This is a genomic window from Micromonospora krabiensis, from assembly GCF_900091425.1.
Lineage (GTDB): Bacteria > Actinomycetota > Actinomycetes > Mycobacteriales > Micromonosporaceae > Micromonospora > Micromonospora krabiensis.
Map to the genome: position 1 here is coordinate 2,423,779 of NZ_LT598496.1, position 20,976 is coordinate 2,444,754.

The following is a 20,976-nucleotide window of genomic DNA, read 5'->3' on the forward strand; positions in this document are numbered from 1 at the left end:
CCGACGGGAGGCGGGTCACTCCTTGACGGTGTCCGCGTCCTCGGTGACCGGCTCGCTCGGCAGCTCGGCCCGCGTCACGACGCGGGCGATGGCCGGCCGGGCGTACCGGGTCTGCACGCCGGGAGCCACCTCGAGCAGGACGGTGTCGTCGTCCACGCCGGTGACGGTGCCGTAGAGCCCGCCGATGGTCACCACCTCGTCGCCGGGGGAGAGGGCGGACTGCATCGCCTCAGCCTCACGGCGGCGCTTCTGCTGGGGGCGGATCATCATGAAGTACATGACGCCGAAGAGCAGAACGATCATGAGGATCGGCGTCAGACCGCCCGCTCCCCCACTGCCCGCTGCCAGGTATTGCACGGTTACAGACCTTCCCATTGACCCCCCTACCGGCGCGGGGCGCGCCGGAGCGGAGGCGGATTCTCACGTCCTGTACAGACCGCGGCGAGTCTAGTCGCTGCACCTGGGAACGCCGAATGCGGCACAGATCACGAACGGATCACGGCTGCTCGGGCGCGGTCGAGAACAGATCGGGCGCGGGAGGGGCATCCACACCAAATGTACCATTCGGGGGCGTACGGCCCAGATGCCGCCAGGCCGCCTCCGTGGCCACCCGCCCCCGGGGCGTACGCGCCAGCAGACCGGCCCGCACCAGGAACGGCTCGCACACCTCCTCGACCGTGTCCGGCTGCTCTCCCACCGCCACCGCGAGCGTGGACAGCCCCACCGGGCCGCCCCGGAACGAGTCCACCAGCGCGGTCAGCACCGCCCGGTCCAACCGGTCCAGGCCGAGGGCGTCGACGTCGTAGACCGTCAGGGCCGCCCGGGCGGTCTCCAGCGTGACCACCCCGTCGGCCCGGACCTCGGCGAAGTCCCGCACCCGGCGCAACAGCCGGTTGGCGATCCGCGGGGTGCCCCGCGACCGGCCGGCGATCTCGGCGGCACCGTCGTCGGTGATCGGCACGGCGAGGATCCGCGCCGAACGGTGCAGCAGCGCCTCCAGGTCGGCCGACGCGTAGAAGTCGAGGTGCGCGACGAAGCCGAAACGGTCGCGCATCGGCCCGGTCAGCAGGCCGGAGCGGGTGGTCGCGCCGACCAGGGTGAACGGCTCCACGTCCAGCGGGATCGCCGTCGCGCCCGGCCCCTTGCCCACCACCACGTCGACGCGGAAGTCCTCCATCGCGCTGTAGAGCAGTTCCTCGGCCGGCTTCGCGATCCGGTGGATCTCGTCGATGAAGAGCACGTCGCCCTCGGCGAGGCTGGTCAGGATGGCGGCGAGGTCGCCGGAGCGCTCGATCGCCGGGCCGCTGGTCACCCGGATGCCCGCGCCGAGCTCGGCGGCGACGATGTTGGCGAGCGTGGTCTTGCCGAGGCCGGGCGGGCCGGACAGGAGGATGTGGTCGGGCGGGCTGCCCCGGCGCATCGCGCCCTTGAGCAGCAGGTCGAGCTGGTCACGCACCCGGTGCTGGGCGATGAACTCGTCCAGCCGCCGGGGCCGGACGCTGGCCTCCGCGTCCCGTTCCGCGTCGTTGACGTACGCCGACACCAGGCCGCCGTCGGGAGCGGTCATCGGGTGCGGCCCAGCAGCCGGATGGCCTGCTTGAGCAGGACCGGCACGGGCGGGGTGGGACCGTCGACGGTCTCCGCGACCGCGGCCACCGCCTGGTCGGCCTGCCCCGCCGTCCAGCCCAGCCCCACGAGGGCCTGGCGGACCTGCTCCGGCCACGCCCCGCCGGTCACCCCGGCCGCGCCGTCGGCGCCCACCGGCACCGGACCGATCCGGTCGCGCAGCTCCAGCACCAGTCGCTCCGCGCCCTTCTTGCCGATGCCCGGCACCCGGGTCAACGCGGCCGTGTCGGCGTTGGCGATGGCCTTGCGGACCGCGTCCGGCGTGTGCACGGCGAGCACCGCCTGGGCCAGCCGGGGGCCGACCCCGCTCGCCGTCTGCAACAGCTCGAAGAGCTGCTTCGCGTCGTCGTCGGCGAAGCCGTAGAGGGTGAGCGAGTCCTCGCGGACGACGAGGCTGGTGGCGAGCCGGGCCGGCTGGCCGACCCGCAGGTCCGCGATGGTCGCCGGGGCGCAGTGCACCGCCAGGCCCACCCCACCGACCTCGATCACCGCCTGGTCCGGACCGGTCGCGGTCACCACGCCGCGCACGCTGGCGATCATCTGGCTCCTCCTCGTCGTACGCGGTCGGCCGCGGCGGCCAGCTTGGAGCGGGTGCCACCGCGCCAGATGTGGCAGATGGCCAGCGCCAGCGCGTCCGCGGCGTCGGCGGGCCGGGGCGGCTCGGGCAGCCGCAGCAGCCGGGTGACCATGGCGGTGATCTGTGCCTTGTCGGCCTGGCCGGAGCCGGTCACCGCCGCCTTCACCTCGCTCGGCGTGTAGGTCTGCACCGGCAGGCCGGCGCGCGCCCCGGCGAGCACTGCGATCCCGCTCGCCTGGGCGGTGCCCATCACGGTGCGGACGTTGTGCTGGCTGAACACCCGCTCGACCGCCACGCTCTCCGGCTGGTGCTCGGCGACCAGCTCGGTCAGCGAGCGGTCCAGGTGCAGCAGACGGACGGGCAGCTCGTCGGCCGGGTCGGTGTAGACCACGTAGTAGGCGACCAGGGTGCAGGGCCGGCCGGGCACACCCTCGACCACACCGACTCCGCACCGGGTCAGCCCCGGGTCGACGCCCAGCACGCGCACGCCGCCTCCTCCCCCAGCCGCCAGCAGTACGTGTGTTCGACACCCTACCGATGGGCCGGAGCGCCCGGCGGGCGGGACACGCCGGGGCCGGACGGCGCCCCGGCGGCGCGCCACCGGCACGCAGCGCTCCCACACACAGTGGGTGCCGAGTATGTGTCGTCGCCCCATGTGCGCCCGGCCACACAACTCGTAACTTTGTGCGCCATGACGGCAGAACCCGTGGCGGTCCCCCACGTCGTGAACGTCGACCTCAGTGGTCGGACCGCCCTGGTGACCGGGGGCGGCAGCGGCATCGGTCGGGCCTGCGCCCTGCGGTTGGCGGCGGCCGGGGCCTCGGTCCTCGTGGTGGACCGCAACGTCGAGGCGGCGAAGGCGGTCGCCGCCGAGGCCGGCGGCCGGGCCGAGGGGGTCGACCTCGCCGACGCCGCAGCGGTGGACCGGCTCGACACGGACGTGGACATCGTCGTGAACAACGCCGGCCTGCAGCACGTCGCCCCGGTGCCGGACTTCCCCGCGGAGCGGTTCGCGTACCTGCACCGGGTGATGGTCGAGGCGCCGTTCCTGATCGTGCGGCGGGCGCTGCCCCACATGTACGCGAACGGCTGGGGCCGGATCATCAACATCTCCTCCGTCCACGGGCTGCGCGCCTCGCCGTACAAGGCGGCGTACGTCTCCGCCAAGCACGCCCTGGAAGGGCTGTCGAAGGTGGTCGCGCTGGAGGGCGCCGCCCACGGCGTCACGGCCAACTGCATCAACCCGGCGTACGTCCGCACCGCGCTCGTGGAGAGCCAGATCGCCGACCAGGCGGCCAGCCACGGCATCCCCGAGACCGAGGTCATCGAGAAGATCATGCTGGCGCGCGCGGCGATCAAGCGGCTCATCGAGCCGGAGGAGGTGGCCGAGCTGATGGCGTACCTCTGCAGCGCGCCGGCGGCCTTCATCACCGGCGCGTCGATCGCGCTCGACGGGGGCTGGACGGCGAACTAGTGGCCCTGAGCACAATGGGCGTCATGTCGTCGCCGGTGGAGTTCCTCGAACTGCTCGCCCGGGAGGCGGCCGCGGTCGAGTTCGAGGGCCCGTTGGTGGCTGCCCGCGCCGCCGGCCTGCCCGCCGACCAGCTCGCGGAGCTGGAGCAGGCGAAGACCGTCGCGCTGCGGGTCCGCGCACTGCTGGAGCGTCGGCGCCGTCGGGAGACCGAGCTGTCCGGCCTGTACGACACGGTCAGCGACCTGGCCGGCCTCCGCGACCTGGACGACGTGCTGCGGGCGATCGTCCACCGGGCGCGGACGCTGCTCGGCGCCGACGTGGCCTACATGACCCTGAACGACGAGGAGCGCGGCGACACCTACATGCGGGTCACCGACGGGTCGGTGTCCGCCCGGTTCCAGCGGCTGCGGCTGCCGATGGGCGCGGGCCTGGGCGGGCTGGTGGCGCAGACCGGCGCCCCGTACGTGACGGCGAACTACCCGGACGACGACCGCTTCCACCACACCGGGGAGATCGACGCCGGGGTGGGCGAGGAGGGCCTGGTGGCCATCCTCGGTGTGCCGCTGCGGCTCGGCTCGACCTCCATCGGTGTGCTCTACGCGGCGAACCGTTCGGCCCGCCCGTTCGCCCGCGAGGAGGTCGCCCTGCTGGTCTCGCTCGCCGCGCACGCGGCGGTCGCGATCGACACCGCCCGGCTGCTCGCCGAGACCCGCTCGGCCCTCGCCGAGCTGTCCGCCGCGAACACGACCATCCGGGCGCACAGCAGCTCGGTGGAGCGGGCCGCGGCGGCGCACGACCGGATGACCGCCCTCGTGCTGCGCGGCGGCGGGGTCGAGGACGTGGCCGCGGCGGTGACCGAGGTGCTCGGCGGGGCGCTGCTGGCGCTGGACGCGGAGGGGCGGCTGCTGGCCCGGGTCGGGGAGATCGACGAGCCGGACCGGTCGGACATCGTGGAGGCGGTCGCCGCGTCGCGTACGGAGGGGCGCAGCGTGGGGCGGGGTTCCCTCTGGTACGCCGCCGTGGTCGCGGGCGCGGAGAACCTGGGCGCGCTGGTGCTGCGCCCCGACGAGGAGCTGGTCGACGCCGACCAGCGGATCCTGGAGCGCGCGGCGCTGGTGACGGCGCTGCTGCTGCTGTTCCGGCGGACGGTCGCCGAGGCGGAGGGCCGGGTCCGCGGCGAGCTGCTCGACGACCTGATCGCCCGGCCGCTGCGGGACACCGACGCGCTGCGCAGCCGCGCCCGACGGCTCGGCGTCGACCTCGACGCCCCGCACGTGCTGGTGGCCGTCGGCGACGACGCCATCGCCGCCACCGGCTCGGCCCGGCAGCGGGTGCTGAGTTGGGCCACCACGTACGCCTCGACCCGCGGCGGACTGGCCGCGGCCCGCGACGGCCGGGTGGTGCTGATGCTGCCCGGCCAGGACGCGGGCGGCAGCGCCCGGGCGGTGTCCCGCGACCTGTCCCGGGTCACCGGCCGGCCGGTGACCGCTGGGGCGAGCGGCCCGGCCGCCGGGCCGGCGTCGCTGGCGGCCACGTTCCGGGAGGCGGACCGCTGCCTCACCGCGCTCGGCGCGTTGGGCCGCGCCGGTCAGGGCGCGAGCACCGCAGAGCTCGGCTTCGTCGGCTTGCTGCTGGGCGCGGTCGGCAACGAGGGCGACCGGGACGTTGAGTCGTTCCTGTCCGCGACGGTCGGCCCGGTCGTGGAGTACGACGCCCGGCGCGGCACGGCGCTGGTCCGCACCTTGGAGGCGTACTTCGGGGTGGGCGGCAGCCTGGCCCGCGCCGCCGAGCAACTGCACGTGCACGTGAACACGGTGACCCAGCGGCTGGAGCGGGTCGGGCAGTTGCTCGGCGCCGACTGGCAGCGGCCCGAGCGGGCGCTGGAGGTGCAGCTCGCGCTGCGCCTGCACCGCCTCCGCTCCCCCGCCGGCTGAGCCCTCCCCGCCGCGCGACCGACCCCGTGCGGAGCGGGTCAGCGGGGCGAGGGCGGGTCAGCGGGCCTGGATGCCGGCCAGCACGGTGTCGACGACCTGCTCGGGCAGGGTGTGCTCGTTCAGCTCCGGGTTCCACTGGAGGACGCGCTGGATCAGCATCGGGCCGGTGAGCAGGGCCATGGTCACCTCGACGTCGAGGTCGGGCCGGAGCACGCCCTCGGCGACGCCCCGCGCCAGCACCTCGCGCATCAACTGCCGGCGGGGCGCGATGATGTTCTGGTAGAGCCGGTAGTGGTCCGGGCTGCGGTTCACCTCCGGCACCAGGCACGGCATGATCTTCTCGGCGCGCGGGTCGACGTTCCTCCCGATCGCACCGACCAGCAGGATCAGGTCGTCCCGGACGGAGTGCCCAGCCGGCTGCGGAAGGATGCCCTTGAGTCGGCGCAACGCGTCCATCAACAGCGTGTCCTTGCCGGACCAGCGGCGGTAGATGGTCGCCTTGCCCACCCCGGCGCGAGCGGCGATCGCCTCGATCGACAGCGCCTCGATGGTGCTGCCCTCGGCGAGCAGGTCGAGGGTGGCCTCGATGATCGCCTCATCGGCGCGGGTGCTCCGCGGTCGCCCGGGCGACCGCGGAGCATCGGCGGTGGAGGTCATGTCGGACATTGTCGCCGAACCTAAGCGGTGCCGGCCAACTCGGGTTCGGGCGCCCGAGCGACCGTCGGCGCCGCCGTCCGACCGGGCATCCAGCGCAGCGCGACGAGGACGCCGAGGGCGGCCACCAGCGCGGAGAGCGCCGCGGCCCAGTGCATGGCCGTGATGAAGGAGTCGTTCGCCGCCGCGAGCAGCTTCGGCGCCGCCGGCCCGAGCTGACCCGCCGCCGCGTACGCCCCGGAGATCGACTCGTTCGCCGCGTCCCGCGCCTGGGCGGGCAGGCTGGCCAGGGCCGGCTCCACGTCGTTGCGGTAGACCGCGGAGAGCACCGAACCGAGCACCGCCACGCCGAGCGCGCCACCCACCTGGCGGAGGGTGTTGCTGACCGCGGAGCCGACGCCGGCCTTCTCCCGGGGCAGCGCCGACATGATCGACTCGGTGGCCGGCGGCATGATGTTGGCCATCCCGACGCCCTGGATGAAGTAGAAGATCAGCACCACCCAGATCGGCGTCTTCGCGTCGATGAACACGAACGCGGCGAGCGAGATCACGGTCAGCGTCAGCCCGACCACGGCGACGGCCTTGCCGCCGTACTTGCGGACCATCGTCGCGCTGCGCGGAGCGAAGATCAGCTGGGCGCCGGCGAACGGCAGGAAGAGCAGACCGGTCTCCAGCGGGCTGTAACCCCGCACCAACTGCAGGTAGAACGACCCGAAGAACATCACGCCCATCGCGGCGAAGAAGATCAGGCCGACGATCGCGACCGGCGCGGCGAAGCGCGGCACCTTGAACAGCCGGACGTCCAGCGACGGGTGGTCGCTACGCCGCTCGATCTCGATGAACCACGCCAGCACCGCCAGACCACCGACGATCGCCACCCACACCAGCGGACGGCCGAAGCCGTGCTCGCCGCCGTCGATGATCCCGTACGTCAGCGCGACCAGGCCCACCACCGACAGCACCACACCGAACACGTCGACGCGACCCGGCTTCGGGTCCCGCGACTCGGGCACCAGCAGGGCGACCAGCACCACGCCGAGCACGATGACCGGCACGTTGATCAGGAAGACCGAACCCCACCAGAAGTGCTCCAGCAGCGCACCACCGAGCACCGGGCCGATCGCGACGGCGAGCCCGACCGCGCCGGCCCAGACCCCGATCGCCCGACCCCGCTCCCGCGGGTCGAAGACGTTGGAGATGATCGAGAGGGTCACCGGCATGATCGCCGCGCCGCCGACGCCCATCAGCGCGCGCGCCGCGACCAGCTGGCCGGGGCTCTGGGCGTACGCCGACAGCAGCGACGCCAACCCGAACAGCACCAGACCGATCAGCAGGAACCGCTTACGCCCGGCCCGGTCGCCGAGCACCCCGAAGGTGAAGAGCAGACCGGCGAAGACCAGGGTGTACGAGTTGATCGCCCACTCCAGCTCGCCCTGGCTGGCGCCCAGGCCGTGCACCGGATCCGCCAACGTGCGCAGCGCGACGTTGAGGATGGTGTTGTCGAGGACGACCACGAGGAGGCTGATCACCAGCACCCCCAGGATCGCCCACCTCCTCGGGTGTCCCGTGTTTTCGTGGATCTCCATCTCCGGTTCTCCCCCCGGTAACCCCGTCGGCAAATACGATACGGGGCAGACTCGTAAACGGTGCTCAGCTTACGACCGCTATTAACGATACGGAACCGATCCGTATCGTATGTGGTCGGCGTCACGCCCGGGACGGCCCGGATCGGCGTTCGCCAGCGCCCTGCGTGTTCGACACCGTCTCAGCCATGTCGCGTTGTCGCCGAGCCGCACGTGATCGACCCCGCCTCCCCCATGTCGCGGAGTCGGGCGGTCGCCGGGCCGAGCGTGGTCGACTCCGTTTCCCTGAAGTCGCGGTGTCCGGGGCAGCCGGACACCGCGGGTTCACTGATTCGGAGTGGATCACGGCGGGCGGGGGCGGCTCGCGCGGCGACCGTGACGTCCGGCGAGATGTTTCGGTCGACTTGTCCGGATCGGCCGGCTAGGTCGGGGTGGTCGTCGAGTCGATCTCGGAGATCTTGGTGAGTTGTGGCCCCTCTGGGGGCCTCAGTCGTCCAAGATCCGTAAGACCCGCCCGCTCCGGCGGTGCCTGGTGAGGGGGTTTGTCCGGTTCGGGTGGGTGCAGTGTCCGGGTTTGGGGGTTGGGGTCCCGTGGTCGGGGCCACTCGGTCGGCGGAATGGCGGCCTGGTCGGGGGCGTTGAACATCCCCTGACGGCCGAGGTAGGAGCCCCGGCCTGCTGGCCCGCTCGGGTCGGCGGGTGCGGGTGAGGGCCCGGAATGATGGCCCGGCCCCGGTCGTTGGACATGGACCCCGGCGATCGGCGGGCCCCCGGAATGACGGTGGGCGCCGGGTCGTTGGACATGAAGCCCGGCGATCGGCGGGCCCCCGGAATGATGGCGGGCCGACCGTCGTTGGAGATGGACCCGGCGCGGTGAGCCCCTCCGGCTCGACCCGGTCGCCGGAACCCCTGAAGACTTTCCCCCCTTTTGCAGGGCGCCGGTTCCTCGGTGCCGCCCCGATACCGGCCCACCCCCAGGGTCGATCCGGGGCTCCACCCCCGAACATTGGAGCTTCTGACATGAACACGATCATGCGTAAGAGCGTTCTCGGTATCGCTGGTCTGGCTTTCGCCGGTGGCATCGCCGGCGGCCCCATCGCCGCCCACGCCGCCACCCCCGCGGTGGACGCCAAGCCCGTCGCCGTCGTGCAGACCGACAAGAGCACGGTCGACAAGGCCAAGCTGATTCCGCACGGCGTGCAGGGTGCGCAGTCGCGCATCGACCTGAACGACGAGCAGACCGGCAACGTGAAGGCGATCATCGCCGCGACGAAGAAGTCCGGCATGGACGAGCGGGCCGCGGTCATCTCGATCGCGACGAGCCTGCAGGAGTCGAAGCTGGAGAACCTGGGCCACCTCGGTGACCGCAACGACCACGACTCGCTGGGCCTGTTCCAGCAGCGCCCGTCCAGTGGTTGGGGCACGCCGGAGCAGATCACCGACCCGATCTACTCGACCCAGGCGTTCCTCAAGGGCCTCAAGCAGGTCGACGGCTGGCAGGACATGCCGCTGACCGACGCCGCGCAGACGGTGCAGGTGTCGGCCTACCCGGACGCCTACGCCCAGTGGGAGCAGCAGGCCGCCGACCTGGTCGCCCAGCACTGGAACAGCTGACCACCAGCACGAACGGCACAGCACGAAACGCCGCTGGCCGGCACCCCACGATCGGGGTGCCGGCCAGCGGCATGTTCGCACTCCCGCTCAGCGCCGGAGCATCCAGCGGCGGGCCAGGGCGACGGCACTGCCCCAGATGCCGCGACGGAACAGCAGGACGACCAGGACGAAGATGCCCCCGGTGACGAGCCCGATCGCCTCGAAGCCGGAGAACGACAGCCAGTCCTCCAGGCGTACGACGATGGCGGCGCCGAGCACCCCACCCCAGAGGGTGCCGATCCCGCCGAGCACGACGACGATGACGGCCTTGCCGGAGGTCGTCCAGTGCAGTACGTCGAGGGAGACGAATCGGTGCCCGACGGCGAAGAGTCCACCGCCGAGGCCGGCCAGGAAACCGGAGAGCACGAACGCGGTGAGCTTGTAGCGGTGCACCGGGTAGCCGAGCGCCCGGGCCCGGGCCGGGTTGTCGCGGATGCCCACCAGCACCCGGCCGAAGGGCGAGTTCACGATCCGCCACGCGGCGGCGAGGCCGAGCAGCACGATCGGCAGGATGGCGTAGTAGAAGTAGTAGTCGTCCCGCAGGTCCACGCCGAAGAACGTCCGGGGCACGCCCTGGAGGCCGTTCTCGCCGCGGGTGACCGAGCGCCACTCGTTGGCCACGTAGTAGACCATCTGCGCGAACGCGAGGGTGACCATCGCGAAGTAGATGCCGGTCCGCTTCACGGCAAGGTAGCCGATCGGCACGGCCAGGGCCGCCGCGGCGAGCGCCCCGGCCAGGACGGCGGCGGGGAACGGCAGGCCGGCGTGGATCGCGACCAGACCGGTGACGTACGCGGACGTGCCCCAGAAGGCGGCGTGCCCGAAGGACATCAGCCCGGTGAAACCGAGCAGCAGGTCCACGGCGACGGCGAAGAGCGCCCAGCAGAGGATGTCGACGGCGACCGCCGCGTACAACCCGTTGGGCAGCCACAGCGCGACGGCGAGGCCGGCGGTGAGCAGCGCGTACCGGACCCAGCGGGGCGCGCGGGAGACGGCGACCAGGCCGGACGGCGGTGCCGGGCGGCCGGCCTCGGCCGGGCTGTCGACGGTGCTGGTCATGCCGGAGCCTCCTCACGGCCAAACAGCCCGGCCGGACGCCAGAGCAGCACGACGGCCATCACGATGAACACGATGGTCTGGGACACGATCGGGAAGTTCGACAGGTACGCCTCGCCCCACGCCTGCACGAGGCCGATGCCGAAGCCGGCGGCGACCGAGCCGAAGATCGAGCCGAGGCCGCCGATGACGACCACGGCGAAGACCACGATGATGAGGTCGGCGCCCATCAGCGGGTTGACGGCCCGCATGGGCGCCGCCAGCACCCCGGCGAGGCCGGCGAGGGCGATGCCGAAGCCGAAGACGGGGGTGACCCAGCGTCCGACGTTGATGCCGAAGGCGCGGGTCAGCTCGGGCCGCTCGGTGGCCGCCCGGACGACCATGCCGACCCGGGTGCGGGTCAGCACCCACCACACCGCGACGCAGACGGCGATCGCGAAGCCGAGGATGAACACCCGGTAGGTCGGGAAGTCGAACAGCCCGAAGTCGACGGAGCCGCTGAGCGCCGACGGGGTGGCGTACGGGCTGGACTGGACGCCGTACCGCAGCTTCACCAGGTCCTGGAGGATCAGGGTCAGCCCGAAGGTGAGCAGGAAGTTGTAGAGCGGGTCGAGGCGGGTGAGCCGGTGGATGAAGGCCCGTTCCAGGGCCATGCCGAGCAGGCCCAGCCCGACCGGCATGATGACCAGCGCCGCCCAGAACGGCACGCCCGCCTCGGTCAGCAGCACGTACGCGCCGAACGCGCCGAGCATGTAGAAGGCGCCGTGGGCGAAGTTGACCACCCGCAGCATGCCGAAGATGACCGCGAGCCCGAGGGCGAGCAGGGCGTAGAACGCCCCGCTCACCAACCCGTTGAACGTGTTCTGGAGAAAGCCGGTCACAGCTTGCAGTCCGGGCTGGGCGCGCGGAACGCTTCTGCGGCGGGGATGGTCTTGAGGACCTTCACGTAGTCCCACGGCTCGCTGACCTCGGCCTGCGGCTTCACCTGGGCCAGGTACGCGTCGTGCACGACCCGGTGGTCCTCGGCGCGGATCTTGCCGTTGCGCAGGAAGACGTCCTCGACGGTCTTGCCCTCCAAGCCCTTGACGATGGTGTCCGCGTCGTCGGTGCCGGCGGCCTGCACAGCCTCGAGGTACTGGGTGGCGGCCGAGTAGTTGGCGGCGTGCGCGAACGTCGGCCGGGTCCCGGTCTCCTTCTGGAACCGGTCGGCGAACTCCCGGTTCTTGGCGTCGAAGTTCCAGTACCACGCGTCGGTGTACGTGGTGCCGGCCAGCGCCGCGGGGGTCAGTGAGTGGATGTCGGTGAGGAACATCAGCCCGACGGCCAGGCCGACGCCCTTGTCGCGGAGCTTGAACTCGTTGTACTGCTTCACCACGTTCACCAGCTCGGCGCCCGCCTGCATGGTGCCGAGCACGTCCGGCTTCGGGTTGAGCGTCGGCGCCTTGAGCAGGAACGTCGAGTAGTCGCCGGTGGTGTTGGGGAACGGCGCCGCGTCCCGACCGATCACCTTGCCGCCGGCCGCCTCGATCGCGGTGGAGAAGCTCTTCTCCATGTCCTGGCCGAACTGGTAGTTCGGGTAGAGCACGTACCAGTTCTTGGCGCCCTGCTCGGTGGTGCTCTTCCCGGTGCCGTTGGCCAGCATGTACGTGTCGTACGCGTAGTGGAACGTGTACTTGTTGCACTTCACGCCGGTCAGGGTGGTGGTGGCCGCGCCGATGTTGAAGTAGAGCTTCTGCTTCTCCTTCGCCACGTCGGCCACCTTCTCGGCCGCCGACGAGGTGGGCACGTCGAGGATGAGGTCGACGCCCTTGCGGTCGTACATCTCGGCGGCCTTGGTGTTGGCGATGTCCGGCTTGTTCTGGTGGTCGGCGGTCTCCACGGTGATGTTCTTCGTCACCGCCGCGTCGCCGTGCTTGGCCTTGAAGTCGGCCACGGCCATCTCCACGGCGGTGACCGAGTTCTTGCCGGAGAGCTCCGAGTAGGCCCCGGACTGGTCGTTCAGCACGCCCAGCACGATCTTGTCACCGGTCAGCTTCTGGTCGCCGCCCGACTGGGGGCCACCGCCGCCGCAGCCGGCGACCAGCACCACAACGGCCGACGCGGCGGCCACACCCACGGTCCTACGCATGCCATTCCCTCCATCCGCGCGTGACGCGCGGGGTCAGCTCCGACATCAGATCCCGAGGTACGACAGCAGCTCGCGCTCCCGCGAGCGCACCTCGGAGTTGTCCATCGCCTCCACGACGCGCCCCTCGGCCAGCAGGTAGTGCCGGTCGGCGACGCCGGTGGCGAAGTGCAGGTTCTGCTCGACCAGCAGCACCGTGACGCCGTGCCGCTTGGCCTCGCGCAGCAGGTCGCCGACCTGCTGCACCAGCAACGGGGAGAGCCCCTCGGTCGGTTCGTCGCAGAGCAGCAGCCGGGCGCCCATCCGCAGCACCCGGGCCAGGGCGAGCATCTGCTGCTCGCCGCCGGAGAGCATGGTGGCCGCCGAGTCGCGCCGGGCGTGGAGGGCGGGGAACGCCTCGTACACCCGCGAGAGCGGCCACGGGTCGGGGCCGACCGTCGGTGGGAGCGTGAGGTTCTCCGTGACGCTGAGCGTGGCGTAGGCGCCCCGGTCGTCCGGCACCCAGCCGAGCCCGAGGCGGGCCCGCCGGTGCGCCGGCAGCCGGCCGACGTCGTGCCCGTCGAACTCGACGGTGCCCCGCTGGCCCGGGTGCAGACCCATCACGCAGCGCAGCAGCGTGGACTTCCCGGCGCCATTGCGGCCGACCAGGGTGACCACCTCGCCGGCGGCGACGTCGAGGGTGACGTCCCGCAGCACCTGCGCCTCGCCGTACCAGGCGGACAGGTTCTCAATGCGCAGCATCGGCGGCTCCCAGGTAGGCGGTGATCACGCGCTCGTCGGCGCGTACCTCGTCGTAGGGGCCCTCGACCAGGACGGTGCCGGCCTGGAGCACGGTGACGGTGTCGGCGAGCCGCCCGACGACGCTCATGTTGTGCTCGACCATGACGACGGTCCGGCCCTGGCGGACCCGGGCGATCAGCTCGACGGTGCGGTCCACGTCCTCCAGGCCCATGCCCGCGGTCGGCTCGTCGAGCAGCAGCACCTTCGGGTCCAGGGCGAGGGCGATGGCCAGCTCCAGGGCCCGCTTGCGCCCGTACGCCAGCGCCTCCGCGGGCGCTTCGGCGAGCGCGCCGAGGCCGACCATGTCCAGCAGTTCGGCGGCCCGGTCGTGGTAGCGGCGCATCAGCTTCGCGGACCGCCAGAACCGCCACCCGAGGCCGCTGGACGACTGCAACGCCAGCTCGACGTGTTCCCGCGCGCCCAGCTGCGGGAAGAGGCTGGTGATCTGGAAGGACCGGGCCACGCCGAGGCGGGCGACCTGCTCCGGGGGCAGCCCGGTGACGTCCCGTCCGGCCAGCTCGATCCGCCCGGCGGTGGGCCGCAGGAAGCCGGTGAGCAGGTTGAACAGGGTGGTCTTGCCGGCGCCGTTCGGGCCGACCAGCGCGTGGACGCTCTCCGGCGCGACGTCCAGGTCGACGCCGTCGACCGCCCGGAAGCCCCGGAAGTCGCGGGTCAGCCCGCGAGCCGACAGGAGCGCTTGCCCGGCCATCGCCATCTCCTCGAAGGTCTCCGGCGACGGTTCCGGTGGGTGACCGTGGTCACATGGCCGTCGCGTGCAGGAAACCTACGACCGGGCGCACGAGTCGAGCCATGTCGATACACGACATATTCCCATGCGTCGAACCGTGTGTCGCCCCCACTCCGAGCGGCCGGCACCCGGCGCGCCGGCCATCGAGGATGGTCAGTGCACCGGGTGGTCGGGCGACGGAGTGTGGTGGCCCCACCTCGACGGCGGGACGGTCAGGAGGTGAGCGCCTCCAGGGCGAGGTCGACGTCGTCCTCGGTCGAGTAGACGTGGAACGAGGCGCGCACCCGGCCGGCGCGCACCGCCGCCCGCACGCCGGCCCGCTCCAGCCGCTCCTGCGCCCCGGGCACCTCCACCGCGACGATGGCGCTGTCCCCCGGCGGCCGGCCGAGGCCGGTGAGCAGCCGGTTCGCCAGGGCGACGTCGTGCCGGTGGATCGCCGGCAACCCGATCTCCAGCAGCAGGTCGAGGGCGGGCGCCAGCCCCACCCAGTTGAACCAGGCCGGGGAGATGTCGAACCGGCGGGCGTCCTCGGCCAGCCGCAGCGGCGGGCCGTAGTAGGAGGTGTGCGGGTCGCCGCCCGCGTACCAGTTGGCGGCGTCCGGCCGAAGCCGCTCCCGCAGGGCCGGGGCCAGGTAGGCCAGCGCCACGCCGCGCATCCCCATGAGCCACTTGTACGCCGACACGACGACCACGTCGGCCCGCGCCGCGTCGAAGGGCAGCCAGCCCGCCGCCTGGGTGGCGTCCACCGCGACCAGCGCGCCGTGCGCCCGGGCGGCGGCGACGATCTCGTCGTACGCGGCGACCGTGCCGTCGGAGGACTGCACGAGGCTGAACGCGACCAGGTCGGTGTCGGCGTCGATCGCGTCGACCAGGCCGGCGAGCGGGACGGTGCGGACGTCGACGCCGCGCTCGGCCTGCACCAGCCAGGGGAACAGGTTGGAGGTGAACTCCACCTCGGGCACCACGATCGTCGCGCCCGGGGGCAGCGCCGCCGCCACGGGCGCGAGCAGCTGCGAGGCGGTGGCGCCGACGGTGACGTCCTCGGCCGGTACGCCGCCCACCAGCCGGGCGAAGGTGGCCCGGCACCGGCCGACCGACTCGCCCCACGCCTCCCAGGAGGTCGCACCGACCCGCCAGTCGGCCAGCGCCTCCTGCACCGCGGTCCACGCCGGCTCGGGCGGCAGCCCGTAGCTGGCGGTGTTCAGCCAGCCGGGTTGCGGCTGCCACAGCTTCTGCGCGTCGTCGAGTTCCATGACCTCGACGCTAGCCACGCCGCCGGCGGAGCTGGACAGCCAATACGGGGTCGGCGGCCTTGGCGCCGGGCGGGTCAGGCCGCGGGCGTCAGGACGCGCCGGACGACGGCGGTGACGAGCGCGATCAGCGCGGCGCTGAGGACGTTCACCGCGACGGCGACGAGCACCTGCTCCATGGTGGCTCCCTGGGGTCGAGGGTCCGGCGCACCACCCCGGTGCGCCCCGGACGACCGTAGGGTCGCGACCTGACCCCCAGGTGTACGCAGCGTTATATCTGCTGGTCAGGCCGGGTCAGCTGACGTTGGCCGGGCCGAGGACGCTCTTCAGGTCACCCATCAGCGCGGTGGTGGGCGCGACCCGGAACGGCCCCAGCCGCAGGGTGGTGGTCTTGCCGCCGTTGAGCAGCTTGACGTGCACCTCGGTGTCGCCCGGGTGCAGCACCAGGGTCTCCTTGAGCCGTTCGACCAGCGGCGGGGTGCAGCGGTGCACCGGGATGGTCAGGGTCACCGGTTTGTTCGTCGCGCTGGTGCTGACATCCGGCATGGACATGTCCATCGCCATGATCCGGGGGGTGTCGTCGCGACGGTCGACCCGTCCCTTGACCACTACGATCGCGTCCTCGGCGATGTACTGCCCGATCACCTCGTACGTGTTGGGGAAGAACAGGGTCTCCACCCCGCCGGCGAGGTCTTCGAGGGTGGCCGAGGCCCAGGCGCGCCCCTGCTTGGTGACCCGGCGCTGCACGCCGGAGAGGATGCCGGCGAGGGTGACCACGGCGCCGTCGGGCACCGCGCCCTCCTCGGCGAGCGCGGCGATGGTGGTGTCCGCCGCCGCGTTCAGGATGTGCTCCAGGCCGAACAGCGGGTGGTCGGAGACGTACAGGCCCAGCATCTCCCGCTCGAAGGCGAGCTTGTCCCGCTTGTCCCACTCCCCGTCGCCGATGACCGGCATGACCGTGCTGCTGGCCGTGGTCTCCACGTCGCCGAAGCCCGCGCCGAACAGGTCGTACTGGCCGGTGGCCTCCTTGCGCTTGACGTCCGCGTACGCGTCGATGGCGTCGGCGTGCACCTGGAGCAGGCCCTTGCGGGTGTGCCCGAGCGAGTCGAACGCCCCGGCCTTGATCAGCGATTCGATGGTCTTCTTGTTGCAGACCACCGCGTCCACCTTCGACAGGAAGTCGTAGAACTCGGTGTACTCGCCCTTCTCGTCCCGGCAGCGCATGATCGCGGCGACGACGTTCGCGCCGACGTTGCGGATGGCGGCCAGGCCGAAGCGGATGTCCTTCCCGACCGGGGTGAACGGGCCGGCGGAGGTGTTCACGTCCGGCGGCAGCACCTGGATACCCATGCGGCGGCACTCCGACAGGTAGAGCGCCATCTTGTCCTTGTCGTCACCGACCGAGGTGAGCAGCGCCGCCATGTACTCGGCCGGGTAGTGCGCCTTGAGGTACGCCGTCCAGTAGGACACCAGCCCGTACGCGGCGGAGTGCGCCTTGTTGAACGCGTAGCCGGCGAACGGGACCAGCACGTCCCACACCGCCTGGATCGCCTCGTCGGAGTAGCCGCGCTCGCGGCAGCCGTCGCGGAACGGCACGAACTCCTTGTCGAGGATCTCCTTCTTCTTCTTGCCCATCGCCCGGCGCAGCAGGTCGGCCTGGCCGAGGCTGTAGCCGGCGAGGATCTGCGCGGCGCGCTGCACCTGCTCCTGGTAGACGATGAGGCCGTAGGTGGGGGCGAGGATCTCGCGCAGCGGCTCCTCCAGCTCCGGGTGGATCGGCGTGATCTCCTGGAGGCCGTTCTTGCGCAGCGCGTAGTTGGTGTGCGAGTCGACGCCCATCGGGCCGGGCCGGTAGAGCGCCAGGACGGCGGAGATGTCCTCGAAGTTGTCCGGCTTCATCAGTCGCAGCAGGGACCGCATCGGCCCGCCGTCGAGCTGGAACACGCCCAGGGTGTCGCCGCGGGCGAGCAGCTCGTAGGCGCCCTTGTCGTCCAGCGGCAGGGCCAGCAGGTCCAGGCCCTCACCGTGGTTGGACTGGATGTTCTTGACCGCGTCGTCGATGATCGTCAGGTTGCGCAGGCCGAGGAAGTCCATCTTCAACAGCCCGAGCGACTCGCACGTCGGGTAGTCGAACTGGGTGATGATGACGCCGTCGGAGTCGCGCCGCATCAGCGGGACGTGCTCGATGATCGGTTCGGCGGACATGATGACGCCGGCGGCGTGCACACCGGTCTGCCGGATCAGCCCCTCGATGCCCTTGGCGGTGTCGATGACCTTCTTGACGTCCGGGTCGGACTCGTAGAGGCCCCGGATCTCGCCGGCCTCCGCGTAACGCGGGTGCTTCGGGTCGAAGATGCCGGTCAGCGGGATGTCCTTGCCCATCACCGCCGGGGGCATCGCCTTGGTGATCCGGTCGCCCACCGCGTACGGGTAGCCGAGCACCCGGGCCGAGTCCTTGATCGCCGCCTTGGCCTTGATCGTGCCGAAGGTGGCGATCTGTGCGACCTTGTCCTCGCCCCACTTGTCGGTCACGTACTTGATGACCTCACCGCGCCGACGCTCGTCGAAGTCGATGTCGACGTCGGGCATCGAGACGCGCTCGGGGTTGAGGAACCGCTCGAAGATCAGGCCGTGCGGGATCGGGTCCAGGTCGGTGATGCCCAGCGCGTACGCGACGAGCGAGCCGGCCGCCGAACCACGGCCCGGGCCCACCGCGATGCCCTGGCTCTTCGCCCACTGGATGAAGTCGGCGACCACGAGGAAGTACGACGGGAAGCCCATCTGGATGATGACGCCCAGCTCGTACTCGGCCTGCACCACGTGGCCCTCGGGAATGCCGTTCGGGAACCGACGGGCCAGCCCCTTGAACGTCTCCTTGCGGAACCACGACTCCTCCGACTCCCCGTCGGGGATCGGGAAGCGCGGCATCAGGTTGTGGAACTCGAACATCCCGGTGGGGTCGACCTTCTCGGCGACCAGCAGAGTGTTGCGGCAACCCTCCAGCCACGCCTCGGAGTTGTCGACCGCCCGCATCTCGTCGGCGGACTTGATGTAGTAGCCGCTGCCGTCGAAGCGGAACCGGTTCGGGTCGGCCACGTTCGCGGCGGTCTGCACGCAGAGCAGCACGTCGTGCGCCTCGGCCTGCGCCTCGTGCGTGTAGTGCGAGTCGTTGGTGACCACCGGCGGGATGCCCAGCTTGCGGCCGATCTCCAGCAGCTCGGTACGGACCCGGTGCTCGATCGAGATGCCGTGGTCCATGATCTCCAGGAAGTAGTTCTCCTTGCCGAAGATCTCCTGGTAGCGGGCCGCCGCCTTCAGCGCCTCGTCGTACTGGCCGAGCCGCAGGCGGGTCTGCACCTCACCCGACGGACAGCCGGTCGTGGCCATCAGCCCGGCGGAGTGCTCGGCGAGGATGTCCGCGTCCATCCGCGGCCACTTGACGAAGTAGCCCTCCGTGTACGACCGGCTCGTCAGCGTGAAGAGGTTGTGCAGGCCGACCTTGTTCGCCGCCCAGATCGTCATGTGGGTGTAGCCGCCGCTGCCGGAGACGTCGTCGCTCTTCTGCTCCGGGCGGCCCCACCGCACCCGCTGCTTGTGGAACCGCGACTCCGGCGCCACGTACGCCTCGATGCCGAGGATCGGCTTCACGCCGGCCGCCATCGCCTGCTTGTAGAAGTCGTTCGCGCCGTGCATGTTGCCGTGGTCGGTCATCGCCACCGCCGGCATCTCCTGCCGGCTGACCTCGCCGAACAGATCCTTGAGCCGGGCCGCTCCGTCGAGCATCGAGTACTCGGTGTGTACGTGCAGATGCGCGAACGAATCGCCCATGCCAGCGCCCCCCAGCTATGGATCTTGACGGTCGGAAGCCGACCGGAACCCACCCTACCGAGGTGATCTCGGCGGCTCCACCGACCGCGCCGAGCGTGGCCGTCGTCTCCCGGGCGGCCCGTCGACACACCCGAGCCTGGCCCTCAACACTACCGTCAGACACACGACGATGTAGCAGTAGACAACAGTGTGTGGCACACAGTATCGTGTGACGCATGGTCAGCGACGAGATCCTCCGGACGCACCTCCAGGAGCTGCGGCGGGGCACGGTCGTGGTGGCGAGCCTGGTCGCCCTGCGTCACCCCGGCTACGGCTACGCGCTGCTGCAACGGCTCACCGGCCACGGCTTCCCGGTGGACGCCAACACCCTCTACCCGCTGCTGCGCCGCCTCGAAGAACAGGGGCTGCTGACCAGCGAGTGGAACACCGAGGAGAGCCGCCCCCGAAAGTTCTACCGGACCAGCGACGAGGGTGAATCGGTCCTGCGCCGACTCCTCGACGATCTGGCCGACGTACAGACCTCCCTCACCGGCCTGATCGAAGGAGTCGACCGATGACCTCCCTGACCGACCGCTACCTCGCCGCCACCCTGCGCTCCGTTCCGGCCGCCCGACGCGAGGAGATCGCCACCGAGCTGCGCGCCTCGATCGAGGACATGATCGACGGTCGGGCGGCCGAGGGCCGCGACACGGCCACCGCCGAGCGGGAGGTGCTCACCGAGCTGGGCAACCCGGCCCAGCTCGCCGCCCGCTACGCCGACCGCCGGCTCCAGCTCATCGGCCCGACCTACTACCTGGTCTGGGAGCGGCTGCTGAAGCTGCTGCTCTCCTTCGTGCCGGCCCTCGTCGGCGTCGTCGTCGGCCTGGTCGAGGCGACCGACGGCAACAACCCCGGCGGGGCGGTCGGCACCGGCATCAGCACGGCGATTCAGGTCGCGGTCCAGATCGCCTTCTGGGTCACCCTGGTCTTCGCGATCCTCGAACGCACCAACGCCTCGCTCGACCTGCCCGAGTGGACCGTCGACCAGCTCCCCGAGCACCAGGCCGGCCGGCAGATCACGCTGACCGACACCGCCGCCGCCATCGGCTGGCTGGTCCTGGTCATCGCGTACCTGCCGCTACAGCACTTCCACTCGTTCGTGACCGACCGCGACAACGGCAACCTGCCGATCCTCGACCCGGCGCTGTGGAGCTTCTGGCTGCCGTTCCTGATCGCCGTCCTGGTCGCCAACGTCGGCCTGGAGATCGCCAAGTACCGGACCGGCCGCTGGACCTGGCCGCTGGTCGGCGCCAACGCCGCCGTCAACCTGGCGTTCTCGGTGCCGGTGATCTGGCTGATCTCGACCGACCGGCTGCTCAACCCGGACTTCGTGGCCCGCTGGGAGTGGCTCGGGCAGGCGGAGAACAGGAACCTCGTCGCCACCCTCGTCGTGGTCGGCACGGTCCTGATCGCGCTCTGGGACATCGCCGACAGCGCGCTCAAGGCGTACCGCGACCGGCACTGACCCCCACGCGACGCGGCCCGGCACCCACGGGGGTGCCGGGCCGCGGCACGTCCGGGTCGGCTACCGCCCGCCGGCGGGGCGCAGCGCGCCGGCCGTGGCCGCGGCGAGGAAGTCGGTCCAGGCCGCCGGGCCGAGACGCCCCGGCCCGGCGGACGTCCGACGGGCCACGGCCGGCGGGATGAGA

Annotated in this window: 18 protein-coding genes; 5 read left to right on the forward strand and 13 right to left on the reverse strand. The window is 71.6% G+C overall.

Annotated features, from left to right (window positions below; all coding sequences use genetic code 11):
• Window positions 1–15 precede the first annotated feature (15 nt).
• From yajC to ruvC, 4 genes are all read right to left on the reverse strand, one after another.
• The gene (gene yajC, locus GA0070620_RS10695) at window positions 16–375 is read right to left on the reverse strand and encodes a preprotein translocase subunit YajC (protein ID WP_091589715.1); all 360 of its coding nucleotides are present in this window, start codon (window positions 373–375) and stop codon (window positions 16–18) included.
• A gap of 121 nt (window positions 376–496) precedes the next feature.
• Window positions 497–1,567: a Holliday junction branch migration DNA helicase RuvB gene (ruvB, locus tag GA0070620_RS10700; RefSeq protein WP_091589716.1), complete on the reverse strand. Its 1,071-nt coding sequence runs from the start codon at window positions 1,565–1,567 to the stop codon at window positions 497–499.
• Window positions 1,564–2,166 (reverse strand): Holliday junction branch migration protein RuvA, encoded by a 603-nt coding sequence (gene ruvA, locus GA0070620_RS10705; protein WP_091589717.1) that lies wholly within the window; start codon window positions 2,164–2,166, stop codon window positions 1,564–1,566. The genes ruvB and ruvA overlap by 4 nt, the downstream gene beginning before the upstream one ends.
• On the reverse strand, window positions 2,163–2,690 hold the full coding sequence (gene ruvC, locus GA0070620_RS10710) for a crossover junction endodeoxyribonuclease RuvC (RefSeq protein ID WP_091589718.1): 528 nt from the start codon (window positions 2,688–2,690) through the stop codon (window positions 2,163–2,165). The genes ruvA and ruvC overlap by 4 nt, the downstream gene beginning before the upstream one ends.
• Before the next feature lie 204 nt (window positions 2,691–2,894).
• On the opposite strand from ruvC, the gene GA0070620_RS10715 reads away from it, so the two are divergent.
• Both GA0070620_RS10715 and GA0070620_RS10720 read left to right on the forward strand, forming a co-directional pair.
• On the forward strand, window positions 2,895–3,677 hold the full coding sequence (locus GA0070620_RS10715) for a 3-hydroxybutyrate dehydrogenase (RefSeq protein ID WP_091589719.1): 783 nt from the start codon (window positions 2,895–2,897) through the stop codon (window positions 3,675–3,677).
• A gap of 14 nt (window positions 3,678–3,691) precedes the next feature.
• Complete coding sequence (locus GA0070620_RS10720; protein ID WP_091589720.1) at window positions 3,692–5,611, forward strand: helix-turn-helix domain-containing protein; 1,920 nt, start codon at window positions 3,692–3,694, stop codon at window positions 5,609–5,611.
• A gap of 57 nt (window positions 5,612–5,668) precedes the next feature.
• Here GA0070620_RS10720 and GA0070620_RS10725 read toward each other — a convergent pair whose 3' ends face one another.
• Together GA0070620_RS10725 and GA0070620_RS10730 are read right to left on the reverse strand one after the other, a co-directional pair.
• Window positions 5,669–6,277, reverse strand: a complete 609-nt coding sequence (locus GA0070620_RS10725; protein ID WP_091589721.1) for a TetR/AcrR family transcriptional regulator — start codon at window positions 6,275–6,277, stop codon at window positions 5,669–5,671.
• Between the two features lie 11 nt (window positions 6,278–6,288).
• Window positions 6,289–7,851 (reverse strand): MFS transporter, encoded by a 1,563-nt coding sequence (locus tag GA0070620_RS10730; protein WP_091589722.1) that lies wholly within the window; start codon window positions 7,849–7,851, stop codon window positions 6,289–6,291.
• Window positions 7,852–8,868: 1,017 nt separating this feature from the next.
• On the opposite strand from GA0070620_RS10730, the gene GA0070620_RS10735 reads away from it, so the two are divergent.
• Window positions 8,869–9,462 (forward strand): hypothetical protein, encoded by a 594-nt coding sequence (locus tag GA0070620_RS10735; protein ID WP_091589723.1) that lies wholly within the window; start codon window positions 8,869–8,871, stop codon window positions 9,460–9,462.
• Between the two features lie 87 nt (window positions 9,463–9,549).
• Here the strand turns inward: GA0070620_RS10735 and GA0070620_RS10740 are convergent, their stop codons facing one another.
• The 7 genes from GA0070620_RS10740 to dnaE form a co-directional block, all read right to left on the reverse strand.
• Entirely contained in the window at window positions 9,550–10,560 is a 1,011-nt protein-coding gene (locus GA0070620_RS10740) for a branched-chain amino acid ABC transporter permease (RefSeq protein WP_091589724.1), read from the reverse strand.
• Window positions 10,557–11,438: a branched-chain amino acid ABC transporter permease gene (locus GA0070620_RS10745; RefSeq protein ID WP_091589725.1), complete on the reverse strand. Its 882-nt coding sequence runs from the start codon at window positions 11,436–11,438 to the stop codon at window positions 10,557–10,559. Before GA0070620_RS10745 ends, GA0070620_RS10740 begins: the two co-directional genes overlap by 4 nt.
• Entirely contained in the window at window positions 11,435–12,685 is a 1,251-nt protein-coding gene (locus GA0070620_RS10750) for an ABC transporter substrate-binding protein (RefSeq protein ID WP_091589726.1), read from the reverse strand. Before GA0070620_RS10750 ends, GA0070620_RS10745 begins: the two co-directional genes overlap by 4 nt.
• A 45-nt stretch (window positions 12,686–12,730) precedes the next feature.
• On the reverse strand, window positions 12,731–13,423 hold the full coding sequence (locus tag GA0070620_RS10755) for an ABC transporter ATP-binding protein (RefSeq protein WP_091589727.1): 693 nt from the start codon (window positions 13,421–13,423) through the stop codon (window positions 12,731–12,733).
• Window positions 13,410–14,171, reverse strand: coding sequence for an ABC transporter ATP-binding protein (locus tag GA0070620_RS10760; protein WP_091589728.1), 762 nt, complete (start codon window positions 14,169–14,171; stop codon window positions 13,410–13,412). The genes GA0070620_RS10755 and GA0070620_RS10760 overlap by 14 nt, the downstream gene beginning before the upstream one ends.
• 251 nt (window positions 14,172–14,422) lie before the next feature.
• Window positions 14,423–15,463: an aminotransferase class V-fold PLP-dependent enzyme gene (locus GA0070620_RS10765; RefSeq protein ID WP_091589729.1), complete on the reverse strand. Its 1,041-nt coding sequence runs from the start codon at window positions 15,461–15,463 to the stop codon at window positions 14,423–14,425.
• A gap of 291 nt (window positions 15,464–15,754) precedes the next feature.
• Window positions 15,755–19,288, reverse strand: a complete 3,534-nt coding sequence (dnaE, locus tag GA0070620_RS10770; protein ID WP_091589730.1) for a DNA polymerase III subunit alpha — start codon at window positions 19,286–19,288, stop codon at window positions 15,755–15,757.
• Between the two features lie 215 nt (window positions 19,289–19,503).
• On the opposite strand from dnaE, the gene GA0070620_RS10775 reads away from it, so the two are divergent.
• Together GA0070620_RS10775 and GA0070620_RS10780 are read left to right on the forward strand one after the other, a co-directional pair.
• Complete coding sequence (locus GA0070620_RS10775) at window positions 19,504–19,845, forward strand: PadR family transcriptional regulator (RefSeq protein ID WP_091589731.1); 342 nt, start codon at window positions 19,504–19,506, stop codon at window positions 19,843–19,845.
• Window positions 19,842–20,792 (forward strand): permease prefix domain 1-containing protein, encoded by a 951-nt coding sequence (locus GA0070620_RS10780; protein WP_091589732.1) that lies wholly within the window; start codon window positions 19,842–19,844, stop codon window positions 20,790–20,792. Before GA0070620_RS10775 ends, GA0070620_RS10780 begins: the two co-directional genes overlap by 4 nt.
• Window positions 20,793–20,976 lie beyond the last annotated feature (184 nt).